Origin of the sequence: Acinetobacter kookii, from assembly GCF_900096895.1 — a bacterium.
In the GTDB taxonomy this organism is placed as follows: Bacteria; Pseudomonadota; Gammaproteobacteria; order Pseudomonadales; family Moraxellaceae; genus Acinetobacter; species Acinetobacter kookii.
On record NZ_FMYO01000001.1, the window covers coordinates 229,564 to 251,282 of the forward strand.

Below are 21,719 nucleotides of genomic sequence, written 5' to 3' on the forward strand. Positions count from 1 at the left end.
AATTTTTTTTGGTTGATGAAACTTTAAATTTTATCGCGTAGCACGATCCCAAGCTTCTTTAACTGCAATTCTCGCCTCACTCCAGGTTAAACGCGACAATCCTTTCTCATGATCCCATTTAATTTTTAGATCACTTTCTACATCTTCAAAACGTGTGCTTGCCTCATAGTGAGAGCGGTTTTCATAACCAATTCTATAGGCATTTTGATAATCGCGCTCATAGTCAAGGTCTGAATAGGTGCTAAGTGTTTCTGCATAATACGGTGTGCTAGGTGCAGTTTCTCGCCAATAGGCTTCTTCTTCTGTCGGGTTTACTGCCTCAGCAGCACCTTTACCTGCCAAACCACCGACTACAGCACCTACTGCACCACCCACCAAGGCTCCAACTGGACCGCCGATTGCTCCAACTGCTGCCCCTGCTGTGGCACCACCTACTGCCCCTACACCTGTTCCGACCGGATGTGCGCCAGGTTCACCTGTAATTGGATCTGCATTTAAATCATCTCGAGCATCTTTAGGAAGGTTTTTTACAACGTCACGATCAAAATTATCATTCATATTGGTCTTATCCTTTTATCATGCTTTTAAAATCAGGTTTAAAACAGCGGGTAAAAAAATTATGCACTTTTCACACATTAAAGCAGTGCAGATTTTAATATAAAGGAGATCAAGCCGTAGTAATTGCAGTAAACTGTCAGTTTTAGGTTAAGGAATGTACGTTGAAAGATAAAAATCTTTTCTTAAAAAAGAAATCAAAATATTAATTGATTTTTAACTCATGCTTGATAGGTACGATTTATCTCTAAATGATTTTCTATAGCGTCATAACACCATTGGAAAATAAAAGTGTATATCAAAATGCACAAGGTCATGCTGAGGTCAGTCAAAATTGCCTGCCAAATTGACATGTCCAAGGCATACGCCACCATGGGAATGGTCGCCAGCATCAAGCCACCTTCAAAACCAATGGCATGTAGAATACGCACCCCGGCTGTTCTTTTCAGTTGACGTTTGGCTTCAAACTTTTCAAAAAAATGATTAAAAACCATATTCCAAATCACTGAAGTCACGGCCATTGCAATGCCTAGCGTACCGGTCACTTCCATAGGCATATCAAAAATAAAGCTCAACGCAATCGCAATGATCACCAGCAGGATCATTTCATAACTCAGTGCATGAATTATCCTTCTTTTGGACATCAACATTTTAAAACTCGTTCATTTAGATGAAAGCATTTTATTTTGATAATATTGATCAATCGAATTAGATTCTTTCAAAAGTTTTGATAAATGAATATTAATCAGGAACAGCTGATCATTTTTAAGACCGTGATTGAAAGCGGCTCATTTTCTGCCGCGGCCAGAAAGCTCGGCAAAGTTCCTTCGGCGGTCAGCATGTCGATTGCCAATCTGGAAATTGACCTCAATTTATTGCTTTTTACACGTATTGGTCGTGAGCCAGTTCCCACACCCCAAGCCCTGACCTTATATGAAAAAACCGAACAACTCTTGATTGAAATTAACCAGTGGAAACAGCAGGCTTTTGCCCTGAGTCAAGGTCTGGAATCTGCCTTAAATATTGTGGTGGTTTCTGAACTGCTGCATACACAATGGATTGACTATATTTCACTGCTGGAAAAACAGTTTCCTGAACTGCAAATCAACATTTTTTCCGCGCCACAGGAAGATGCATTAAAAATGCTGCTCAACCAGACTGCGCAATTGGCACTCATGTTTGAACGTGAACAGCTGGAAGCGCGTGAACAGTTTGTCGAACTCAAACGTGAGGCCTTGGTGCCTGTTGCAGCGATCAACTCTCCATTAGCCAGATTTGAACAGCTGAGCTATGAGCAAATTTTGCAAAGCCGGCAAATTGTGGTGGCAAGTCGCGACCGCAGCATCAAACCGGAACTGTTATTTTCAAAAAGCTACTGGCGTACAGATAACCATTTATCTGCTTGTGCCATGATTCAGCAAGGTCTGGGATGGGGTGTTTTACCTTTAGAAATGTTAAATCAAAATCCACATATTCAACAGCAACTTAAAATTCTTAATTTTCTGGATTTCACTCCGAAATTTGAATATTTTGTCGACCTGGTCTGGAGTCGCGAAATCCAGCTCGGCGCAGCTGCTCATTTTTTGATTAATCACATCCGAAATTCAAGAAAAAACATAAAATAGACAGGCCTTATACGCGCTTTTTACTTTGGATAACAGTAGATTGTGATATAACAAATAAACGGGAAATAACTTTAAGAACCACACGACAATGACTCAATCAGCTTTAGATCAATTAAAAAACCTCACCACCATTGTTGCCGACAGTAGCGATTTTTCCGCGATCGAAAAATTTCGCCCGCTTGATGCAACCACCAATCCTTCGCTGATTACAGCTGCGGCAAATCAGCCCGAAAATAAGGAACTGATTGAAGCTGCCTATGAACAGGCGAAATCTGAAGGTTATAACGGCGATCTTCTGGTCGAGCGTACCATCGATATCCTGACGGTCAAGTTTGGTGTGGAAATTCTAAAACTGATTCAAGGACGTGTTTCTACTGAAGTGGATGCAGCCCTGTCTTACGATACTGAAGCCACCATTGCCAAAGCCAAAGAGCTGCTGGAATTATATAAAACCTACGGTATCGATCAGAACCGTATCCTGATTAAAATTGCTTCTACCTGGGAAGGCATTCAGGCAGCAAAAGCCCTCGAGGCTGAAGGAATTCATTGCAACTTGACGCTGTTATTCGGCTTGCATCAGGCCCAAGCCTGTGCGGATGCCAACGTCACCCTTATTTCCCCTTTTGTTGGCCGTATTCTGGACTGGTACAAAAAAGCAGAAAATGTCGATCATTATCCGATTGAGAAAGACCCGGGTGTACTTTCAGTCAAACAGATTTACCATTTTTATAAACAGCATTGCATTCAAACAGAAGTGATGGGTGCAAGTTTCCGCAGTATCGATCAGGTACTGGGATTGGCGGGTTGTGACCTGCTCACTGTTTCTCCAAACCTTTTGGCAGAACTGGAACAGGATCAGCGTGAAGTGGTGGCCCAGCTTTCCAGCGATCATGCTCAGGCGCATTGCCAGCATCAGGTTGAGCCTTTAAGCAAAGAAAGTTTTAAAGCCCAGATTGAAAAAGACTTAATGTCTTCACAACTCTTACAAAGCGGCATTGACGGATTTATTAAGGCACGTGAGCAGTTAAGTACTTTATTGCGCCAGTCTTTTGGCCTGGATGCTGAAATTAAAGCTTAATTGACTCATATCTTCCCCTAAAAAAAGCCGATTTTGTTATAGTGAACAGGTCGGCTTTTTTTATGATTTGAGAGTTTATTTTGTTCGGCATAACCGATCTTAGCACCTATATTATTGGCACCACCCTAATTGTATTGCTACCCGGCCCAAATTCACTGTATGTGATGTCCATCGCTTCGCGTTTCGGAATAAAAGCCGGCTATAAAAGTGCTTTCGGTGTCTATACCGGCGACCTGATTTTAATTCTACTGACGGCATTGGGTGCAGCCTCATTACTACATGCTTTCCCCTGGGTATTTACCTTACTGAAGATTATTGGTGCAATTTATTTAAGTTATTTAGGCATAAAATTACTGATTGCTGCATATCACAGCTGGAATGCACTGCCTTCAAATGCCCAGATAGCAACAGTAAAAGAAAATATTGAACAGCTGCAACCCTTTAAAACTGCGCTGACCATCAGTATTTTAAACCCCAAAGCCATTCTCTTTTATTTGTCTTTTTTTGTGCAGTTTGTCGATCCGGCTTATGCTTATCCGGCAGTTACCTTTACTGCACTAGCAGTGATCTTGCAGATCATTAGCATGAGCTATTTAACCATTCTGATTTTTTCTGGTGTAAAACTGGCGTCTTATTTTACTTCCCGTTATAAAGTGACAGCCTCATGTGTAGCAGCTGTGGGGCTGTTATTTTGTGGTTTTGGTATTAAGCTTGCCACCTCAACCTTGTAATTTTTAGGCGCATCAAAGCAAATTAAACTTATCAACAGCATATAAATTATGGCGATGATGGCTTTTCGGCTAAAAATGAAAGGCGTATGATTAGTACACTTTTCATCATTATAAGATGATCACAGCAAAGGATTTATGCAAAAATTTCTAGAAGACTTTTCCGTCCCTGCGGTATTTGCAGGTTTTATTACTTTTCTGGTTGGGATCAGTGTTTCATCGGTATTGGTGATTCAATCGGCCCAATTACTGGGCGCATCTACTGAACAAATCACATCTTGGTTCTGGGCATTGGGCTTAGGAATTGGGCTGTCAGGTTTGATTCTCTCCTGGAAATTTAAATATCCGGTTGCCACCTCATGGTCTACTGCTGGACTGGCGCTTATTTTAGCCACCGGCAGTGGTTATAGCTTGCAGGAAGCCATCGGTGCATTTCTGGTTTGCGGTTTGCTCAGTGCCATATTAGGTTTTTCTGGTATTTTTCAGCGCGTGTTATCCTATATTCCCCAGAGCTTAACCAGTGCCATGTTAGCGGGGGTACTGCTCAAATTCGGCATTGCGCTTTTTGCCAGCATGCAAAATGATTGGGGATTCATCCTTTCATTATTAACCGTCTATATTCTGTCTAAACGCCTGTCACCGCGTTATAGCATCGTCATTACGGTGATTGCCGGACTGCTGCTGTGCCCCATATTCATGCAGTTCCATCCAGCAAACATTCAATTTAGTTTAGCCCAGCCGGTATGGACAACGCCTGAATTTAGCTGGTCGGCCACTTTGGGTTTAGCGCTGCCTTTATTCGTCATTAATATGGCATCCCAATATTTACCGGGTCTGGCCATGATCAAGAGTTATGGCTATGAACCAAATATCAACCAGCTGATTGGCTGGACAGGTACGGCGCAAAGTGTTTTGGCACCGTTCGGATGTTTTTCCGTAAATATTGCCGCAATCAGTGCTGCAATCAGCCTGGATGATCAGGCACACCCCGACACGAAAAAGCGCTACATTGCCGGAATAAGCTGCGGCTTTTTTTATATCCTGATGGGTTTGTTTGCGGCAACGCTGACCAGTCTTTTAATGTCATTCCCTAGCGTGTTTATCACCGCACTAGCAGGTATTGCTTTATTCGGGACCATTGGACACAACATTGCACTTGCTTTTCATCAGCCTGCTGAACGCGAAGCTGCATTATTAACTTTTTTATTCAGCGCTTCTGGAATCCAGTTTTTTGGTATAAGTTCAGCATTCTGGGGGTTAATTTTTGGTATTGCCGTATCCATCATATTCAAGTTTAAAGTCGCCAAATCCTGAAAAATAAACATCTTCTGGACCATTCATAATCCAGTACAGGGTTATGCAGGATATTGATTTTTTTAATATTTCTTCTTAAGCTATGCCTGATGGCATAGGCAATTCCTAAAGGAATGGTTTTAAGTACTTGCAATAATAAATAGAATGAAATGACATCAAACACAAATACCAGCAGATCCGGTCCCAGTTTGCCAAAGCCTTCGGGCTGGACCAGAAAAGTTGCACCGGTTACTTCTGAAGGAATAGCCAAACCCAATAAGATATAAGCCTATAAAATAGCATTCATCTCATCTCTTCCTCAATCTGTCTTTATAAGGCTATCTTACCTAGATTAAGTCTTTTCCAGTCTTTGAAATATTGAATGATCTAGAAATTAGACAATAAAGCAGAAGCACTATATTTTTGTATAAACTGGATTGTTTGCTGAAAGGTCTGCTGACTGGCCTTTTTACCCATCATAAACTGATACTCATGCACTAGAAACTCTTTAGATTCCGGATAAAAAACCTCGGTTACCGGTATTTTCTGGCGAAGCAAAGCATTTACAAAAGGTACCGACTGGGTCTGGGTCAAAAAGTCTTTATTTCCTCCACTAATGAATACCGGAGGATAATTCACGGTTAAATATTGAATGGGAGAAATACTTTTTAAAAAATCCGCATCATCCTTTTTATTGCCCGTATAAGCCTGGACCAGATTAACGATGCCCCATTCGATGAGTTTCACTTTATCCGGAGCAGTATTAATGAAGGCATTCAGATCATAAATACCACAATGCAGGATCAAGCCTTTAATTTGCTCCCGTTGAATAAACGGTGTAATGGCAGACTGCCGGGAAAAATCTGGATTACTGATTAAAGCGGCATAATGGCTGGCTAAATTGGCGCCTGCCGAATCGCCCGCCAAATACATGCGCCGGGCATCAATATGGTAAATCTTGGCATGCTCGCTAATAAATTTTAATGCCTGATTAATTTGCAAGAGCTGCTCAGGATAAATCATTTGCGGCGCAAATTGGTATTCGACTGAAACCACGTTATAACCTTGGTCAGCCAATCGTTTAAAGTAGCCTCGAGCATGTTCTTTAGAGCCTGAAATCCAACCACCGCCATGAATCCACACCACGGTAGGCCGAATTCCCAACGCTGCAATATCATGCGGTTGGTAAATATCCAGATGCAGTGCCGGATTTTGCAGATAGACAATGTTGGTTTGCACCAACACTTCAGGAGCATGCCGGTCAATAAACTTTTTTTGCACATTGGTCGATGCATTAAACACACTGGCAATGACCTTGCTATTGCTTTGTATATTCTGGCAAGCACTACTGGAGAGTGCAGCAATGAAACATAAACTTAGACTAAAGGATTTGGAATACACAGTTTGCCCTATCAACTTCCCCTCAGAATCTAAAAGGAATCATTATATTTTCAAGCATTTTAAAGATTGTTTAAACATTTGAAAATACTGGTTTTAATATCGAGTTTTTGAGTCGGTTTTAAATGCAAAGCAGAACACACTTATATTTATGATTTTTATATAATTTAATGAATTTTAAAACATTTTTCACAGAGTAAATTGATCAATCCGACACAATATGCTATCTATAAATAATAGCTACATAATAAACTCTAAGGAATCATTCTTATGTCTTATCAAAATATTTTAGTTCCTGTTGATGGTTCTGAGATTTCTTTCTCTGCGGTTAAAAATGCAGCTCAAATTGCCAAAGCGTTTTCCAGTCAATTAACACTGATCAGCCTGGTTACTGAAGACCCATTTTCTGAAGCAGATTTCTATTATCCATCTCCTATCATGAAAGAATATTTTGTTCAGGCTTATGCCAATGCCGAAAAAGCATTGGAAAAAGCCAAAGCGATTGCCGCTGAGTATGGCGTGATTGCAACCCCTCAAATCATTAAAGGCAACATCTCGGAAGAAGGCATTCTTGAAACGGCTGAAAAATTGAAAACCGACCTGATTGTGATGGGTTCTCATGGGCGTAAAGGTTTTCAAAAATTCCTCATGGGCAGCTTTGCTCAGGATGTTTTAAAAACCACCAAGCTTCCTGTTTTAGTGGTAAAAGAATAAGTTTAAAAAAAATGAGCCCTTAAAAATCCAGGGCTCATTTTGGTTTCCTGTTTTCATGACATGATTATCCAAACTGGCTATATCATTCGTACTTTTATCTATTCAGCTACATTCATAAGGAAATTTCATGACTTATAAACATATTTTGGTTCCAGTAGATGAATCCCCTATTTCTTATGCAGCTGTTGAACAGGCACTGGCTTTAGCCAAGCCTTTAAATTGCCAGGTCACCATTACCAGCGTGATTGCTGTTGATCCTTTTGTTGGTGTTGATTTTTATAAGGTCGCACCGGCAATTACCGATTACTTTATCGAAGCTGAAAAAAATGCACAGTTAAACCTGGCAGAAATCAAGCAATCTTTCATTCGCGATGGCATTACAGTCGATACCAAAATCGTTCGCGGTGTATCACCTGCTGAAGGTATTATGCAGGTTGCCGATGAAGTGGGTGCCGATTTGATTATTATGGGCTCACATGGTCGTACCGGATTTAAAAAATTAGTGCTGGGAAGTGTGGCTCAAGAAGTCTTGACCCAGTCTCCAATTCCCGTACTGATTATGAAAGTCTGAACCATAAAAAAGTCCCTGTAATCAGGGACTTTTTATATAGGCATGTCTATCATTGGCTTCTGCTGACCTCCATGCACTTGATCTCAAGCGAGTGAACGGTCTGGGTCATATTTGCCAAAGAAGCGATCTTGAATCAACATTAAATATAGCCACAACAAAATTTATGTTTTGGAAATATGCTGATGCAAGTTTTGCAGATAAATTTCTGCCTCAAGTTTGCTGGTAAAGTTTTTTTGATAACTCCCCATTGCCTGAATATTGTTCGGTGTATATTCAATCAGCACAGCAAAATTTCCGTCAGCCGCATTTTTTGAAACCCGAATTGCAATGATATGCTGAGAATTTAGGTAAAAACCATCTTCAATTTTAACTAACAAAACCAATCTCCAGTCTATTTAGTAAAATGACAGGCTAATGCAATCACAGTCTGTTAAATGATAAAAGCTCACCTGAAGATGAGCTTTGACCTGGCTATTTTAAGCCATAACAGTGATTTATTCGACACTTTTGAAGTAATTATACAATATGAATTATGTCTTACTCTGACAGGATTGAATTAAGTCAATCTAAACATAAGCAGCATTTTCAGCCCTTACAATGCTTGAAATATCAACAAAAAAGCCTTTTCCCAGTCTGCACCAAGAAAAGGCTTTTCATGATTCAATCAATGCTCGGTTAGATACTCAACATACTGTTCAAGGTTTCAGAAACGTTTTTCGATTTCACTTGTGGTTTTAAGGCCTCAAGTGCTGCTTTGACTTCACTGCGCTGTGGTTCAGCCAAGGTATACCAGCGAGAAAGCACTTGTAATAAACGTGAACCGACAATCGGGTTTTTCTCATCCAGATATTTGGCCAGATCAATGTAGTGCTGAACACCAAAACTCCAGGTATTGACCGGATTAGCATTTAAGCCGCCACTGACCGAACGAATACGGTTAGGATTGCCCAAATCGTAGTCCGGATGTGAAGTCAGGTATTTGATGGTTTCTGCATTTGCTTTTGGATGCGCTGCCTGAACCATAAACCATTGATCTAGCGACAAGGCTTCATCTTCAAAGCGACTGTAGAAGTCTGCCAAGACTTCCTCGGCTTGTGGTGCATCATTCCAGACCAGAACTTTAAGCGCTCCCAAACGTTCCGACATGTTACCAGTATGATACTGCTCATAAGCGAGGTCAAAGGCATAGGCATCGCCCTGACGCGCCATCATACCCAGCATGATATTTCTGAGTGCACGTACACCCATCGCCTGAGAGAATTCACGTTGATTATCTGGGTCTAGCTCCAGATAAGTCTCTTTGCAGAATGTACCCAGTTCACGTGCCAATGTGTCCAGCAAAGCATTACGCTGTTCCTGAATTTTGGCAGGATGATAATCGGCATCAATACGGCTACCCAAATAGCCTTCAGTCGGGACATCTAGCAAACGTGAAGCCAATAATGGATCTTTCTCAATGACTTCAGGCAAAGTATTTTTCATGGCCTGAATATAAATGCCAGCATCATGACCTTCCAGCAAAATACGTTCCAGCAGGGTTTGAGTGGCCTGCCACTGGTTGAAACCATTGGTTTCATATTGCATCAAGAAAGCCAGTTCTTCGTCTGAATAGTTGAATTCAAGATTGACCGGTGCCGAGAAATTACGCAGCAATGAAACCACGGGTTTTGCCGTTAGGCCGCTAAATTCAATAGTTGCCTCATTTTGATCAAATAAATACACGCCATCTTTTACGCCATTTTCAAACAGCGCTTCAGATTGCAGCGTATATTGCTCACCTGTTTCCGCATTAAACAGTGCTAAAGCGACCGGGATAGGAACCGCTTTCAGGTTTGGATATTTTGCATTCGCTTTTAAACTTTGTTTAAAGCTTAAGCGATAGGTTTGAGTTGCAGCATCGTACTCGCCTGTGGCTTGCAGTTTTGGTGTACCCGGCTGGTTATACCAGATCAGGAATGCAGATAAATCGACACCTGAACCGACTGTCAATGCAGACACCCAGTCTTCAACCGTTACCGCCTGGCCGTCATGACGGCGGAAGTATTCGTCTGTGCCTTGACGGAATTTTTCCTTGCCAAGTAGCGTCGACATCATGCGGTTAATTTCCGCACCTTTTTCGTACACAGTTGCGGTATAGAAGTTGTTAATTTCTACAAAGTGATCTGGACGTGGCGGATGCGATAACGGACCGGAATCTTCAGGGAACTGGTGGGCTTTGAGTACAGCAACGTCATCAATACGTTGTACTGCCGCGGACTGTAAATCTTCCGAGAAAGACTGGTCACGGAATACGGTTAAACCTTCTTTCAGGCATAGCTGGAACCAGTCACGGCAAGTAATCCGGTTACCGGTCCAGTTGTGGAAATATTCATGCGCAATCACCGACTGTACCCGCATAATTGCTGCATCAGTCGTGTATTCCTCATCGGCAAGCACGCATGAAGTATTGAAGATATTCAGACCTTTATTTTCCATGGCACCCATGTTAAATGCACTGGTTGCCACAATCATGTAATTGTCCAGGTCATAGGGACGACCATAATGTTCCTCATCCCATTGCATGGAATGTTTCAGTGCTTCCATGGCAATGTGACATTTTGGAATATCTTTTTCTTCGGCATAAATTTCCAGCGAAACGTTACGGCCTTCAGAGGTCACATAGGAATCTTTCAGTACCGCCAAATCACCAATCACGCAGGCAAATAAATAACTTGGTTTTTTGGTCGGATCCTGCCAGATGGTATAGTGGCGGCCTTCACCAGCCTCGCCCGCTTCCATCAGGTTACCGTTGGCTAACAGTACCGGAAATTTTTTATCAGCTTCGACACGTGTGGTAAATACAGACAGCACATCCGGACGGTCTGGATAGAAGGTAATTTTACGGAAGCCTTCAGGCTCGTTTTGCGTTACAAACAAGTCGTCACCTGCCTGATACAGACCTTCCAGCTGGGTATTGCTTTCCGGGTGAATAACCACTTCCGTTTCCAGAATGACTTGATCTGGTGCATTGGCAATCACCAGTTGTTCTGAATCGAGGCTGTAATCCGATGCAGTCAGCAGCTTGCCGTTTAAGCTAATGGATTTTAATTCCAGATCACGGCCCAGCAGCACCAAATCTCCGGCAGTCTGGCGCTGCATCACCAGGTTTGCATTGACCTGGGTATGATCGCTATATACCTGAATATCCAGATTGATTGAATCCACCAAAAAAGAAGGTTTTTGATAGTCTTTTAAATAAACTGTTTGGTCTGCTTCAACCACCGGGTTTGCCGCGATATTCATATAATGTCCTAATCCTGTCGTTCTTAAGCCAAGACTTTGTTGTTGTGAAATGCTTCGATCATACGACAACTTTCGCAATCTGTCTGTGCCATTGATTTAAGTCATATATGGGCATGTTCCTTTCAGTTTTCAATTCAAATTGCGCACATTGGTACGATTAATGTCCTTATTGATGACTTAAGGTGCATAAATGAAGCACATGCTACACATCAACATTGTGTATGCCCTTACTTTCCAGCTATACCTTCGAAGGTCGAGATAGTGCTTTTTGCATATATATTTGTATAACTTTAACTTTTTCAGATTAGATAAAAAGACTTAACCCAAATTGACACTCATTTTCAAGATGACTACATTTTGAGCACGCTTTTTGCTTGTATTCATCTGTGTAAAGCGCACTATAAAATTAAAGCAAAACCAGAAGAGGTGTATTATGTATTTAAAAGACCATATTGTTCGTGTCGAAAATATCAAAACCATGCAAAACCTTGATGCTGCCGGAATTGATCACAAAGTAATTGCCATGTTTCTGAGCTGTGAAGGTATTCCGATGCAATCGGCGGACATTTGCGCAATTTTAAACAATTACGATGCCCTAGGAAGCAGAAAAATTCCGTCCAAAAAAGTTCAGGCCTTGATCAATGCAAAGCAGCTAGGAGAGGAGGATGAGTCACTGCCTTGCCCTGCCTCTTATTAACCGGAAAATGACCTACTGATTCAACCCCCATCCTTCTGACTCAACCCTATCTTTATTGTGTCATGGTGGAGATGAAAGATCTGGTCTTCATCTCCACATTTCTCAATGCATTGTAAAACTTAGGCTATTTTTTCAGCTCCATACTGTGTGGCTCGCCGTGCCTAGCGAATTATTTTCCATTCAGCACTATTCCATCACGTCACGGCAAAAGACAGGTGTATAATCGGTGCAATGATTAACCCGACTTGTGATCGATTCCTTCCATGCTTCTTCAAATTCTGCAAAAACAGCTCGATGAAAGTACATCATGCCCTTTATGTCAGGCATCCATGTTCTGGATAGAAGCTGAGCAGTACGATCAGGCAATGAATTTTCATGAATGCAGCCACTGCCATCACCGTCTGTTTCAGGACGGTCGCGGCAACTGCCACTGCGACACCTGTCTGGCCAAGCGTAAAAAAATGCTGGCTGAAACACGCCTTCAGGAACAACGTCAACTCAAGTCCAAAGAAAAAGATGCTGTTGAATACCGTCTGGATCAAATCAGCTTTTTAAATAAATTGTTTTTGCTCAGTATTCTGGATAATCAGGTGCAGGAATATACTACGCATCATGAATATATAGACTGGGAAAATATTAAATATCATTCCCTTACACCGAATTACCTGTTCCAGAATTATTTGATCAAGCAACTGGTAAAAGAACAGATCCTGATTGCCAAAGATTTTGCCTCCGAAGCCAGTCAGTACTATGTCAATGTGCGTTTGGACGGTTATTCGGAACCGAGTCTGTTTAGCATTACCCAGCAACTCAGAAACTGGTTTTATGAAAATCTAAGCTTGGGCGTACCCTTCAAGAATGCCGATGAAGTCAAAAATGCACTATACTTGGTACTGTATCAGGAAATTATTCAGTTCGCCCAGTTTTACTGTCGTACCTGGGGCATTCAGATTGCCGGGAATAACAGCTTTCAAACGTTCTGCTATCGCCTGATGGATTCTCTGGCGGTGGGTCAGATCTACTATCTGGTACAAACTGCTTTAGAATATTTGCATCAGCAAAAAGCCTTGCAACCACGCAATGAAAATTTTATTAATACCAATTTGTTAAAGAAAACCTTACAGCAATATCGTGAACGGTCCGTGACTGAAAAATGGGAAACCTCCACCCTGCCTCGTCCACACAATATTCCTTTTAGCAAGATGAGCGAAATCCTGTTGTTCCGCTTTCTGGGCTATGATGAAAGTATTTTTTTCCAGCCCATCTGGAAGTTATGGAAAAAAATTGAATCGCGATTAAGTTTTTATTCACAAAAACGCTGTATGTATTGTGGTTCTAATGAACTTACTGTCGATTATGATGCTGAAAATTATGTGACACTCTGCTGTCGAACCTGTAAGCATCAAGACCACTATTTTACCCAATAGAATTTCACCCGCTAAACGGTGAAGCATATGTCCAGTTTCTCCGACTCCACCCTATACAATTTAAGGAATAATCCCATGCATCAAACTTCAACATTGGTCGAGCAGATTGTTGAAGCCTGGACACAACTGCAAAGCCAGCAGCCTTTGGTGCAATGCATGACCAACAGTGTTGCAGCGAATTATGCAGCTAATGTATTGCTGGCTGCAGGTGCCTCGCCAGCCATGATTGACAATCCGTTCGAAGCCGAAAGCTTTACCACGATTGCCGCTGCACTGAGCATTAATTTGGGCACCCCAACTCAGGAACAGATGCAGGCCATGCAAATTTCTGCACAAACGGCGCAGCGTACCCATACTCCGTGGGTGCTCGACCCAGTTGGTTATGGTCCCATTCTAAAATGGCGCTCGGACATGGTGGATGAATTACTGCAATACCATCCCACGGTCATTCGCGGTAATGCTTCCGAAATCAGTACGCTTGCAGGCAACCAGGTAGAATCCAAAGGCGTGGATAGCACTTTGGACAGTGCCGATGTCTATCATCAGGCTAAAGTACTGTTAGCCCATGCTGACTGTATTGCCATTTCTGGTGAATCCGATTTTATTTTGACTAAAGAGCTAGATGTCGTAATTCAGGTCAATGGCGGTTCTTATTTACAGCCCAAAGTCACTGCGACAGGTTGTGCACTGGGTGCATTAATCGCAGCTTATTGCGCTGTTACGTCACCAACGATTGCGACGATTGCAGCCCATACCCATTTTGCCATTGCCGGAAAATTGGCATTCGATCAAGCTCAAACGATCGGACATTTTAATGTGGCCTTTATGGATCACATCCACAGTTTAAATCCGGACTTCATCCGGCAATATGCGGATCTTAAAATTCTTGCACTTTAAGTTTAGTCTTCTTTCCTGTTACTAAGGTTGACCTGGCTCAGATTGTAATGACCGGGTCTAAGCTTATATCCATGCAATATCGGTATAAAATGTGAATGATAATGAAAATTTAATAGACTTTCCGGTCTATAAATAAATTAAATAGAGTTTCCAAAATCGTTTGCAAATCCAATTTGCAGATACAGAGCAAACCCATGCCATCAAAATAGTCAGGGACATGCTGCATAAAAAAATTGCTATGCGGGGTGGCTTTATTTCTGAGACGTTGAATATGTTCGGGTGTCGTTTGGGGCATGACATGAGGATAGACAAAAATATCTTCTCGACGTTTTTGCACTTCAGATTTACGCTGCTGAATCTTTTGGAGAACTGTTAAATATTGTTGAGGAATTTCTTTGCCTACACGCGGAAAGAAATGTTGTGAGCGGGATGCAAAATAAGTATAAATTTTAGGCTGTATGATGGTCGGCACAAACCATAATGGAATGACGGGATGTCGAATCCGGTGATTGATTGCAACCCGGATTGCGGTTTTAAGGGTTCTGTTGCCTTTACGATAAGCCGGTAAAATACTCGCCCGGTAACTCACCACAAAGATAGGCTGTCCCTCCAGAGAAAGCTTAAGCACAGGAATAATATTTTGCCCCACCCGTGTATCTTTATGATAATAATGAACCACCAGAACAGAAACGGCATCCTGATCATAGACAAAATTATAAATTTCTTCCTCGCACGAATCCGGAAAAATTTGCCGATCAAATTCACAGATCACTTTAAAAAAACGATGCTTTTCTTCAGATGCAAGTTTTGCAAAATCGACAATCGTTTCTGTAATACGCATCAAATTGATCCAATTTTTTGATATTTATGAATTATTACTGATTTCAGCTGACTTAAATATCACTAGAAATGGTGATTTAAATCCAATTCATCCATTTTTTCACACGGTTGCCGCATGACTGCACCCTCCTTGGATATAACAGTAAAGCACAATAAAAAAGCCCAACAGATCAAGTCTGTCAGGCTGTTTCGATTGGTCAAAAGAGTGGATTAAAAGATATCAATCTCTGGTTTCAATCTTAAATCATCCACTTTATTCAACGTGACTTACTCATACTATCTAAGGATAGCTAATAAGCACGGACTTAATCCGGTTCTCTTCCAGTTCAGTCACTTCAAAGTAAATGCCACGATATTCCAGTTTAGCTCCCAGACTGACTTTACCGTGAGTTTTTTCCAGAATCAGACCGGCAAGGCTGATATAACCTGCCTCTTCTTCAACCAAATCCAGCATACCCAGCTCCAGTTCCAGCTGATACACATCAAGCATGCCAGAAGCTTTCCAGGTATGGTCATCAATTTTCACCAGATCAAGCTGCTCATCGGCATCCGGAAACTCGCCAGCAATCGCCTCAAATACATCCAGAGGAGAAATCAGACCTTGCACATTACCAAATTCGTCACTCACCAATACCAATGAACCTTTCGAGCTACGCAAGGTATTAATGGCATCGATGACTTTCATTTTTTCAAAAATATAAATTGGACGATGGCGTTTGATTAAAGCCTTGAGCTGTTCTGGATCTTCCAGTACATCAAGGAGCTCTTTAGCCCGAACCACGCTCAGAACCTTATCCAGGTTGCCCCGGCATACTGGAAACAGGCTATGCGGTACAGCAAGTACCTGTTCACGAATCTGTTCAGCGCTGTCATCCAGATTCACCCAGGAAATCTGGCTTCGAGGTGTCATAATCGAGGCAACTGATCTTTCTGCCAGGGTTAATACTCCCCCAATCATGTAACGCTCTTCATCAGCAAAGGTTTCTTGTGCTTCAAAGTGTTGTGCACTATCAGCCATGGTTTCCACTTTACCACCCATCAATTTCAGGATGGAATCTGCGGTACGATGCCGTAATGGAATTTTGGATTCATGCTTTGTAGCATTGCGTTTTGAAAACTGGTTAAAGGCTTCAATAAGAATAGCCACACCAATACCTGAATAGATATAACCTTTAGGAATGTGGAAACCAAAACCTTCGGCAATCAGGCTGATCCCGATCAGTAACAGGAAGCTTAAACACAGGATGACGACAGTCGGATGGCGGTTGACGAATGCCGTCAATGGCTTAGAAGCAATCAACATGACAATCACGGCAATGGTCACAGCAGCCATCATCACGTAAATATTATCCACCATCCCCACTGCGGTAATGACAGAATCCAGGGAGAAGACTGCATCCAAGACTATAATTTGCGCTACTACCGCCCAAAAACCGGCATAAACAACTGAGGATGTCGATTGAACTTCAATCTTGCCTTCCATTTTTTCATGCAGTTCGGTCACGGCTTTATAGACCAGGAATAATCCACCAAAGAGTAAAATCAAATCCCGACCTGAGAAGGATAGACCTGCAATTTCAATAATGGGTTTTGTGAGTGTCACTAGCCAAGAAATAACGGATAGAAGCCCCAAACGCATAATTAATGCGAGAGAAAGGCCAATAATACGTGCTTTATCACGTTGTTCAGGAGGAAGTTTTTCTGCCAAAATGGCAATAAAGACAAGGTTATCAATACCTAAAACAATTTCTAAAATAATAAGGGTTAGTAAACCCACCCAAATTCCCGGATCTAACAAAAACTCCATTAGTTCACATCTCCGTTTTCACGAATTGGGTTAAAAACAAATTTAAACCGGCACGGCGAGGGATCCATATAAGTGACCTTTTCAACAATAGATAAATTTATTATGCACAATCTGTTAAATTTGTAATTAAATTTTTGTATTGTTAGCGCTTTAATCTTAGCCAGATATACAATTCGGCCTATTTTGACGCTTTTACTTCATCTCTTCATCTGATTTTTGGCTTGAGAAAATATCAGTTTCTCTCATTAACAAGATCAGCCTCCGAAGCTTTTTTCACCCGAATATAAAGATAACCAGGATGATTGAATTGAATCAATGAAAGCTAAATTCAACCAAACAGGCTTCCACTCCAGGCAACACATTTACAGCACGTGTTAATCTAACCAATGAAAAGTATTGACCGTATAGATAATTTCCAAAATGTGCCCTCAACCAGTAATGAAGGGGTAGCTTAATTTAGATTTCTTATTTAATTCATGTCAGGTGCGGTCGATGAGCGTTCGTAATTGCCAAAAGTTTAAAATGTCCTGGCTGCTCACTCCCAATATGACATCCTTACAGCAAGGTTATTTTCAGAACTTATCCAAATCCTCAGGCCCGGGTAGAAGTGTAAATTTTGCTCAACTCAGGATATTGCAGGGTATTGCCAGATTTCATCAAGATAAAGCCTCCTGCAGCATATCCGGACTCAACGATCCGGCTTAATTTTATTTTTTGTAAGGAAACTTATAATAATAAGTTTGCTTATTGCAATATAAAAAACTTGATATATATTAATATCAATAAAAAATGTGTGTTGTTTGGCAAAATCCGATTTAAATAAGACGCTTTTCAACAAATTAAAATTACAACAATCTTAGGGAGGCTTTTCTCCATGACTAAAAAGTACAGCAAATTCCTACCTTCCATTGCTGAAGATTTCTCTTTGGAAAATTTTCCTTATTATTGGGTCACTCAAGTGCATGCCCAATACATACAAAATGTAGATCACGCTTTGAAAAAATATGGTCTGGACAATTCACGTCGCCGTATTTTACTGTCGCTAAAATCCAAACCGCATGCCAGCGTGTCAGACCTCTCAGAAATGGTCATTTCCAAAATGTCGACCACCACCAAAATCGTCTATCGCTTAAAAGATGAAGGACTGGTTGAAACGTATTCATGTGAAGATGACGCCCGTATTACCCGAGTGGTTTTAACGGATAAAGGGCAACAAATGACCAATAAGATTAATGACCTGACCAATGTGGTTCTGGAACAATCTTTTGAAGGCCTCACTCCCCTGCAAATTGAAAAGATGATGGAAAGTTTAAAATATATTTTTAGAAATTTAGCCCATTAAGTTGGGTTGAATTCACAAATCAACAAAATTATTTTTTAGTTTTACTTTACAATATTGTAAAATATATTGTTTTCTCTTTAAATTCATTAAAAATAAGTTACAATAATAAAATACAATTACAACAATTTCTGGGGAGAAAATACAGATGACAAAAAAATACAGTAAATTTTTACCGTCTACAGATAATTTCGATTTGGAAAATTTCCCCTATTACTGGGTAAGCCAAGTCCATGCTCAATACGTACAAAATGTTGATCATGCATTAAAAAAATATGGTCTGGACAATTCACGTCGTCGTATTTTACTCGCTTTAAAATCTAGACCGCATGCCAGCGTGTCAGATCTCTCAGAAATGGTGGTGTCCAAAATGTCGACCACCACCAAAATCGTCTATCGTTTAAAAGATGAAGGTTTAGTTGATACTTATTCTTGTGAAGATGATGCACGCATAACCCGCGTAGTGTTAACCGATAAAGGTGATCAAATGACGCAGAAAATTAATGACCTGACCAATGTGGTTCTGGAACAGTCCTTTGACGGTTTAACTCCTTTACAAATTGAAAAAATGATGGAAAGTCTGCAACATATTTTTAAAAATTTATCACGATAGTTTAATTTTAAATTTCAGTTAAATACTGACTTTTTCTATTTTAGACTTCGAAAAAATACAAAATTAATACATTTTATTCTATTTTTTAACGAAAATATTACGTTAATAAATTAAAAGTTGAATTTAAAACAACGGGGAAAATAAGAAAATGACCAAGAAATATAGTAAATTTTTACTTTTATCCAGTGAAAATTTTGATTTAGAAGAATTTCCCTACTACTGGATTACTCAAGTTCATGCGCAAGGTGTAAAAAAACTAGACCATGCCCTGAAAAAATATGGCCTGGACAATTCGCGTCGCCGTATTTTACTGTCTCTAAAATCCAAGCCGCATGCCAGCGTATCAGATCTCTCCGAAATGGTGGTGTCCAAAATGTCGACCACCACCAAAATCGTCTATCGCCTAAAAGATGAAGGGCTGGTTGAAACGTATTCATGTGAAAATGATGCCCGTATTACCCGAGTAGTCTTAACAGATAAAGGACAACAAATGACCCTGAAAATTAAGGATCTGAGTAATATTATTCTGGAACAATCCTACGAGGGTCTAACTCCTTTACAAATTGAAAAAATGATGGAAACCCTTAAACAGATTTTTAAAAATCTATCGTAATAATCGAGGCTTAATCGAAAAAATTCAGCTGGGGGCTCATTTTTTCAATTTTTGCTTTTGGAACATGTGAGCATTCAAACTCAACCTCTGGAAACCCTTCTACAAAACAACGAATATCTGGGGAGTTCCAGCTTAGCCATTCATCTAAACGCTCATGAGGAATAATAATCACCGAGCGTTTCACATTTCCAGGTTCATGAAAATCTTTCATCATGGGGTGATCAATCGCATCCATCGTAATCATGGTTGCTGAACGAATAATTTCCTCTCCGATTCGGCAAATCTCATAGAGCGCTGCAATATAAAAAGCCTGTCCATCCTTTCGCCATACTCCCCAGCGTTGCGGCTTGTTCTCAATATATTTCGACTCATAAAATTCACTCACTGGAATCACGCCAAATTTGCATTTTGAAGCAGCATTGATAAAAGTCGGTTTTTGGAGCAATGTTTCATTTCGAGCATTATATGTTTTCAGGGCAATGCTTTTGTCTTCCGCCCATTTCGGTACCATGCCAAACCTAACCTTACGCCACTCCAAACCTTGGGCTGATTTAAATAGCAAAGGCAACTCATAATTTGGATAGACCTCATCTGGATAGTCAAATGGAATATCAGGAAGATTCAAATCACGGAGCTGCTTTAAATTAAGCGGTTTAAAATTAGCGCACATAAAACCAGATATAAATTGAAACTTACTCTATTATAGCTTGTATGAGATACTTTTTACTTTGCTGTACTATGTGGTAGCGTTAACCAATGTGTACGGCTAAACTCTTCCAATATCCACTGTCCATTAAAGCGCCCCAAGCCTGAATTTTTCTCCCCGCCAAAGGGTGCATTCGGTTGATCCGCCACGGTGATGGCATTGATATGCGTCATCCCTGCATCAATTTGCATCGCAAAACGGGTTCCACGTTCTAAATCAGAAGTACATACTGCGCTGGATAGTCCATAAGCCGTGTCATTGGCTAAACGCAAAGCCTCGGCTTCATCTTGAGCCTTAATGACCGGCAAAACGGGACCAAAACTTTCTTCTTTGGCTAAGCAGGACTCTGGATTTACATCAATAAAAATATGAGGTGGAACTACATTATCTTGAATCTCCCCTCGTACAATGAGTTTGGTTCCCTCTTGTAGTGCCTGAGCAATGATCTGTTTGATTTTTTCAACTTGCGCGACATTAATCATCGGGCCAATCAGGGTATCCTCTTGCTGAGGATCACCATAGGCAATATTCTTAGCCCGAATGACCAGTTTTTCAACAAAAGCATCATAAATTTTAGCATCGACAATCACCCGATTGGTACTCATGCAAATTTGTCCCTGATGCAAAAAACGCCCTATCACAGCCAGTTCCACCGCCAGATCCAGATCAGCATCATCCAGCACCATTAAAGGTGCATTACCGCCCAATTCCAGCGCAATACGTTTGAGATGATTGCCAGCAATAGCCAGTTGCCCGACACGTTTTCCTACCAAAGTTGAACCTGTAAATGAAATCAGTTTCGGTGTATCGTGCTCAACAAAGTAATCCCCTATTTCACTGCCTAAACCCGCAACTACACTGAATATTCCTTGAGGGAGACCTGCTTCTTCAAAAATCTTGGCCAGCAACAATCCCCCTGTAATAGGCGTATCACTTGCAGGCTTTAACACCACGCAATTTCCTATCGCGATAGCTGTAATCACAGAACGCATACTGAGGTGAAAGGGAAAGTTCCAAGGGCTAATTACCGCAATGACACCTAAAGGTTTCCGGATTACATAACTTTTGCGACCAGGATCGGTCGATTGCAATTCCTGGGTGTTCATTCTTTCAGGAAATGTCATGGCTTCATTGATAATGCCCAATGCTGCATCTACTTCAATATTGGCTTTGAAACGTGTACTGCCGGATTCCTGAATAAGCCAGTGAATGATTTCTTCACGTCTATTTTTGATTATATCCAGAACTCGGAGGATGAAGCTTTTACGCTCAGAGGCTGACGTTTGCGACCATGTAGCAAAACTCCCTTCCGCTGCCGAATAAGCACTATCTACATCGACAAGGCTCGCAGCCTGCAATTTCAAAATAAGTGCTTGAGTATAAGGATTGAGATTATTCAGCGTATGCGTTGAAGTTCCTTTCAGCCAATGACCGGCAATAAATTGCTGATCGGAAAATTGATAAGCTTGCATACCTCATCCTTTTTATCATTCTGGTTTTATATTTAATGTAAAACCTAATACCTCAAAGCGCCAG

22 protein-coding genes are annotated in these 21,719 nt (G+C 41.0%); 12 read left to right on the forward strand and 10 right to left on the reverse strand.

Features of this window, described 5'->3' with window-relative positions; translation table 11 throughout:
* Positions 1 to 30 precede the first annotated feature (30 nt).
* Positions 31 to 558 (reverse strand): hypothetical protein, encoded by a 528-nt coding sequence (locus BLP85_RS01150; protein ID WP_092818322.1) that lies wholly within the window; start codon positions 556 to 558, stop codon positions 31 to 33.
* A 218-nt stretch (positions 559 to 776) separates the two neighbouring features.
* Positions 777 to 1,205: a chlorhexidine efflux PACE transporter AceI gene (aceI, locus tag BLP85_RS01155; RefSeq protein WP_092818323.1), complete on the reverse strand. Its 429-nt coding sequence runs from the start codon at positions 1,203 to 1,205 to the stop codon at positions 777 to 779.
* 84 nt (positions 1,206 to 1,289) lie between these two features.
* Here aceI and aceR point away from each other — a divergent pair, with 84 nt between their 5' ends.
* From aceR to BLP85_RS01175, 4 genes are all read left to right on the forward strand, one after another.
* Positions 1,290 to 2,180 carry an HTH-type transcriptional regulator AceR gene (gene aceR, locus BLP85_RS01160; RefSeq protein WP_092818324.1) on the forward strand — a complete coding sequence of 297 codons (891 nt, stop codon included), beginning with the start codon at positions 1,290 to 1,292 and terminating at the stop codon, positions 2,178 to 2,180.
* 88 nt (positions 2,181 to 2,268) lie between these two features.
* A complete protein-coding gene (gene tal, locus BLP85_RS01165; protein WP_092818325.1) occupies positions 2,269 to 3,258 on the forward strand; it encodes a transaldolase in 990 nt (329 codons plus the stop codon).
* An 80-nt stretch (positions 3,259 to 3,338) separates the two neighbouring features.
* Complete coding sequence (leuE, locus tag BLP85_RS01170; RefSeq protein ID WP_092818326.1) at positions 3,339 to 3,989, forward strand: leucine efflux protein LeuE; 651 nt, start codon at positions 3,339 to 3,341, stop codon at positions 3,987 to 3,989.
* 135 nt (positions 3,990 to 4,124) lie between these two features.
* The gene (locus BLP85_RS01175; RefSeq protein ID WP_092818327.1) at positions 4,125 to 5,300 is read left to right on the forward strand and encodes a benzoate/H(+) symporter BenE family transporter; all 1,176 of its coding nucleotides are present in this window, start codon (positions 4,125 to 4,127) and stop codon (positions 5,298 to 5,300) included.
* Here BLP85_RS01175 and BLP85_RS15170 read toward each other — a convergent pair.
* Positions 5,281 to 5,556: a DMT family transporter gene (locus BLP85_RS15170; RefSeq protein WP_409449172.1), complete on the reverse strand. Its 276-nt coding sequence runs from the start codon at positions 5,554 to 5,556 to the stop codon at positions 5,281 to 5,283. The two genes, BLP85_RS01175 and BLP85_RS15170, sit on opposite strands and share 20 nt — an antisense overlap.
* 110 nt (positions 5,557 to 5,666) lie before the next feature.
* Positions 5,667 to 6,680 carry an alpha/beta hydrolase gene (locus BLP85_RS01185; RefSeq protein WP_092818328.1) on the reverse strand — a complete coding sequence of 338 codons (1,014 nt, stop codon included), beginning with the start codon at positions 6,678 to 6,680 and terminating at the stop codon, positions 5,667 to 5,669.
* 267 nt (positions 6,681 to 6,947) lie between these two features.
* Between BLP85_RS01185 and BLP85_RS01190 the strand changes: the two genes are divergently transcribed.
* Entirely contained in the window at positions 6,948 to 7,391 is a 444-nt protein-coding gene (locus tag BLP85_RS01190) for a universal stress protein (RefSeq protein WP_092818329.1), read from the forward strand.
* A 127-nt stretch (positions 7,392 to 7,518) separates the two neighbouring features.
* Positions 7,519 to 7,962, forward strand: a complete 444-nt coding sequence (locus BLP85_RS01195; protein ID WP_092818330.1) for a universal stress protein — start codon at positions 7,519 to 7,521, stop codon at positions 7,960 to 7,962.
* A 161-nt stretch (positions 7,963 to 8,123) separates the two neighbouring features.
* Here BLP85_RS01195 and BLP85_RS01200 read toward each other — a convergent pair whose 3' ends face one another.
* On the reverse strand, positions 8,124 to 8,339 hold the full coding sequence (locus BLP85_RS01200; RefSeq protein WP_092818331.1) for a hypothetical protein: 216 nt from the start codon (positions 8,337 to 8,339) through the stop codon (positions 8,124 to 8,126).
* Between the two features lie 298 nt (positions 8,340 to 8,637).
* Positions 8,638 to 11,244: an aminopeptidase N gene (gene pepN, locus BLP85_RS01205; RefSeq protein WP_092818332.1), complete on the reverse strand. Its 2,607-nt coding sequence runs from the start codon at positions 11,242 to 11,244 to the stop codon at positions 8,638 to 8,640.
* A 433-nt stretch (positions 11,245 to 11,677) separates the two neighbouring features.
* On the opposite strand from pepN, the gene BLP85_RS01210 reads away from it, so the two are divergent.
* From BLP85_RS01210 to thiM, 3 genes are all read left to right on the forward strand, one after another.
* Entirely contained in the window at positions 11,678 to 11,941 is a 264-nt protein-coding gene (locus tag BLP85_RS01210; protein ID WP_092818333.1) for a hypothetical protein, read from the forward strand.
* A 263-nt stretch (positions 11,942 to 12,204) separates the two neighbouring features.
* Positions 12,205 to 13,368, forward strand: coding sequence for a hypothetical protein (locus BLP85_RS01215; RefSeq protein WP_092818334.1), 1,164 nt, complete (start codon positions 12,205 to 12,207; stop codon positions 13,366 to 13,368).
* A gap of 75 nt (positions 13,369 to 13,443) precedes the next feature.
* Complete coding sequence (thiM, locus tag BLP85_RS01220; protein ID WP_092818335.1) at positions 13,444 to 14,265, forward strand: hydroxyethylthiazole kinase; 822 nt, start codon at positions 13,444 to 13,446, stop codon at positions 14,263 to 14,265.
* Between the two features lie 109 nt (positions 14,266 to 14,374).
* Here the strand turns inward: thiM and BLP85_RS01225 are convergent, their stop codons facing one another.
* The gene (locus BLP85_RS01225; protein ID WP_092818336.1) at positions 14,375 to 15,106 is read right to left on the reverse strand and encodes a hypothetical protein; all 732 of its coding nucleotides are present in this window, start codon (positions 15,104 to 15,106) and stop codon (positions 14,375 to 14,377) included.
* 279 nt (positions 15,107 to 15,385) lie between these two features.
* The gene (locus tag BLP85_RS01230; protein WP_092818337.1) at positions 15,386 to 16,912 is read right to left on the reverse strand and encodes a TerC family protein; all 1,527 of its coding nucleotides are present in this window, start codon (positions 16,910 to 16,912) and stop codon (positions 15,386 to 15,388) included.
* 874 nt (positions 16,913 to 17,786) lie between these two features.
* Here BLP85_RS01230 and BLP85_RS01235 point away from each other — a divergent pair.
* From BLP85_RS01235 to BLP85_RS01245, 3 genes are all read left to right on the forward strand, one after another.
* The gene (locus BLP85_RS01235) at positions 17,787 to 18,254 is read left to right on the forward strand and encodes a MarR family winged helix-turn-helix transcriptional regulator (protein ID WP_092818338.1); all 468 of its coding nucleotides are present in this window, start codon (positions 17,787 to 17,789) and stop codon (positions 18,252 to 18,254) included.
* Positions 18,255 to 18,399: 145 nt separating this feature from the next.
* Positions 18,400 to 18,864, forward strand: coding sequence for a MarR family winged helix-turn-helix transcriptional regulator (locus tag BLP85_RS01240; RefSeq protein WP_092818339.1), 465 nt, complete (start codon positions 18,400 to 18,402; stop codon positions 18,862 to 18,864).
* Between the two features lie 148 nt (positions 18,865 to 19,012).
* Entirely contained in the window at positions 19,013 to 19,477 is a 465-nt protein-coding gene (locus tag BLP85_RS01245; RefSeq protein ID WP_092818340.1) for a MarR family winged helix-turn-helix transcriptional regulator, read from the forward strand.
* A gap of 10 nt (positions 19,478 to 19,487) precedes the next feature.
* Here the strand turns inward: BLP85_RS01245 and BLP85_RS01250 are convergent, their stop codons facing one another.
* A complete protein-coding gene (locus tag BLP85_RS01250) occupies positions 19,488 to 20,147 on the reverse strand; it encodes an SOS response-associated peptidase family protein (protein ID WP_092818341.1) in 660 nt (219 codons plus the stop codon).
* Positions 20,148 to 20,200: 53 nt separating this feature from the next.
* Positions 20,201 to 21,655 (reverse strand): aldehyde dehydrogenase family protein, encoded by a 1,455-nt coding sequence (locus tag BLP85_RS01255; RefSeq protein WP_092818342.1) that lies wholly within the window; start codon positions 21,653 to 21,655, stop codon positions 20,201 to 20,203.
* Between the last annotated feature and the right edge of the window lie 64 nt (positions 21,656 to 21,719).

What these genes read in the sequence shown, in the direction of transcription:
- BLP85_RS01255 (WP_092818342.1), bottom strand. Translation starts at nt 21,655, where the DNA reads ATGCAAGCTTATCAATTTTCCGATCAGCAATTTATTGCCGGTCATTGG.
- BLP85_RS01190 (WP_092818329.1), top strand. Translation starts at nt 6,948, where the DNA reads ATGTCTTATCAAAATATTTTAGTTCCTGTTGATGGTTCTGAGATTTCT.
- BLP85_RS01175 (WP_092818327.1), top strand. Translation starts at nt 4,125, where the DNA reads ATGCAAAAATTTCTAGAAGACTTTTCCGTCCCTGCGGTATTTGCAGGT.
- tal (WP_092818325.1), top strand. Translation starts at nt 2,269, where the DNA reads ATGACTCAATCAGCTTTAGATCAATTAAAAAACCTCACCACCATTGTT.
- BLP85_RS01230 (WP_092818337.1), bottom strand. Translation starts at nt 16,912, where the DNA reads ATGGAGTTTTTGTTAGATCCGGGAATTTGGGTGGGTTTACTAACCCTT.
- BLP85_RS01150 (WP_092818322.1), bottom strand. Translation starts at nt 558, where the DNA reads ATGAATGATAATTTTGATCGTGACGTTGTAAAAAACCTTCCTAAAGAT.
- BLP85_RS01225 (WP_092818336.1), bottom strand. Translation starts at nt 15,106, where the DNA reads ATGCGTATTACAGAAACGATTGTCGATTTTGCAAAACTTGCATCTGAA.
- thiM (WP_092818335.1), top strand. Translation starts at nt 13,444, where the DNA reads ATGCATCAAACTTCAACATTGGTCGAGCAGATTGTTGAAGCCTGGACA.
- BLP85_RS01210 (WP_092818333.1), top strand. Translation starts at nt 11,678, where the DNA reads ATGTATTTAAAAGACCATATTGTTCGTGTCGAAAATATCAAAACCATG.
- aceR (WP_092818324.1), top strand. Translation starts at nt 1,290, where the DNA reads ATGAATATTAATCAGGAACAGCTGATCATTTTTAAGACCGTGATTGAA.
- pepN (WP_092818332.1), bottom strand. Translation starts at nt 11,244, where the DNA reads ATGAATATCGCGGCAAACCCGGTGGTTGAAGCAGACCAAACAGTTTAT.
- BLP85_RS01250 (WP_092818341.1), bottom strand. Translation starts at nt 20,147, where the DNA reads ATGTGCGCTAATTTTAAACCGCTTAATTTAAAGCAGCTCCGTGATTTG.
- aceI (WP_092818323.1), bottom strand. Translation starts at nt 1,205, where the DNA reads ATGTTGATGTCCAAAAGAAGGATAATTCATGCACTGAGTTATGAAATG.
- BLP85_RS01215 (WP_092818334.1), top strand. Translation starts at nt 12,205, where the DNA reads ATGCTTCTTCAAATTCTGCAAAAACAGCTCGATGAAAGTACATCATGC.
- BLP85_RS01235 (WP_092818338.1), top strand. Translation starts at nt 17,787, where the DNA reads ATGACTAAAAAGTACAGCAAATTCCTACCTTCCATTGCTGAAGATTTC.
- BLP85_RS01195 (WP_092818330.1), top strand. Translation starts at nt 7,519, where the DNA reads ATGACTTATAAACATATTTTGGTTCCAGTAGATGAATCCCCTATTTCT.
- BLP85_RS01240 (WP_092818339.1), top strand. Translation starts at nt 18,400, where the DNA reads ATGACAAAAAAATACAGTAAATTTTTACCGTCTACAGATAATTTCGAT.
- BLP85_RS01245 (WP_092818340.1), top strand. Translation starts at nt 19,013, where the DNA reads ATGACCAAGAAATATAGTAAATTTTTACTTTTATCCAGTGAAAATTTT.